We start from the raw sequence: 395 nt of genomic DNA on the forward strand, positions 1-395 counted from the left end.
GTCAAATTCGTTTTTTTCAGTCATCTGCACTCGCAACAGAGAATTAAATTAATTGAAAAACGGCTTGCCGTGTGTTGCACACGTCTGGAAAAACAAAAGTGTGAGGCGAGACCAGAGGACCCTTATTTTGCTTTGGTTTGTGATCGCCATCTAGAACTGATTCAAGATGAGATGGACTGGTTAAAAGTCCAACTCAATCAAGAACAATGAGGCTTCATTACGATAGCTTCTCTCCCACAAAGGGGGTAACAACGACTAATACTTTGACGAGCAAGGGAGCAAACCATAAGCCTGATAGCACACAAACAATAGCAATGAAGCCTGCTGCAATTTTCAACATTTCTTCTTTCGTGTTGAAGTAAAAGTAAATCGCTGCAAGTCCAGCAATGAGAGCC

The 395-nt window shown here is 41.8% G+C and carries 1 protein-coding gene; it reads left to right on the top strand.

Going from position 1 to position 395, the window contains the following annotated elements; translation table 11 throughout:
- Positions 1–210: hypothetical protein (locus R0J87_RS18705; protein WP_498888079.1), on the top strand; the 210-nt coding region annotated here is incomplete at its 5' end.
- Between the last annotated feature and the right edge of the window lie 185 nt (positions 211–395).

This window comes from Halomonas sp. SIMBA_159 (assembly GCF_046536035.1).
GTDB classification, from domain to species: domain Bacteria; phylum Pseudomonadota; class Gammaproteobacteria; order Pseudomonadales; family Halomonadaceae; genus Vreelandella; species Vreelandella venusta_A.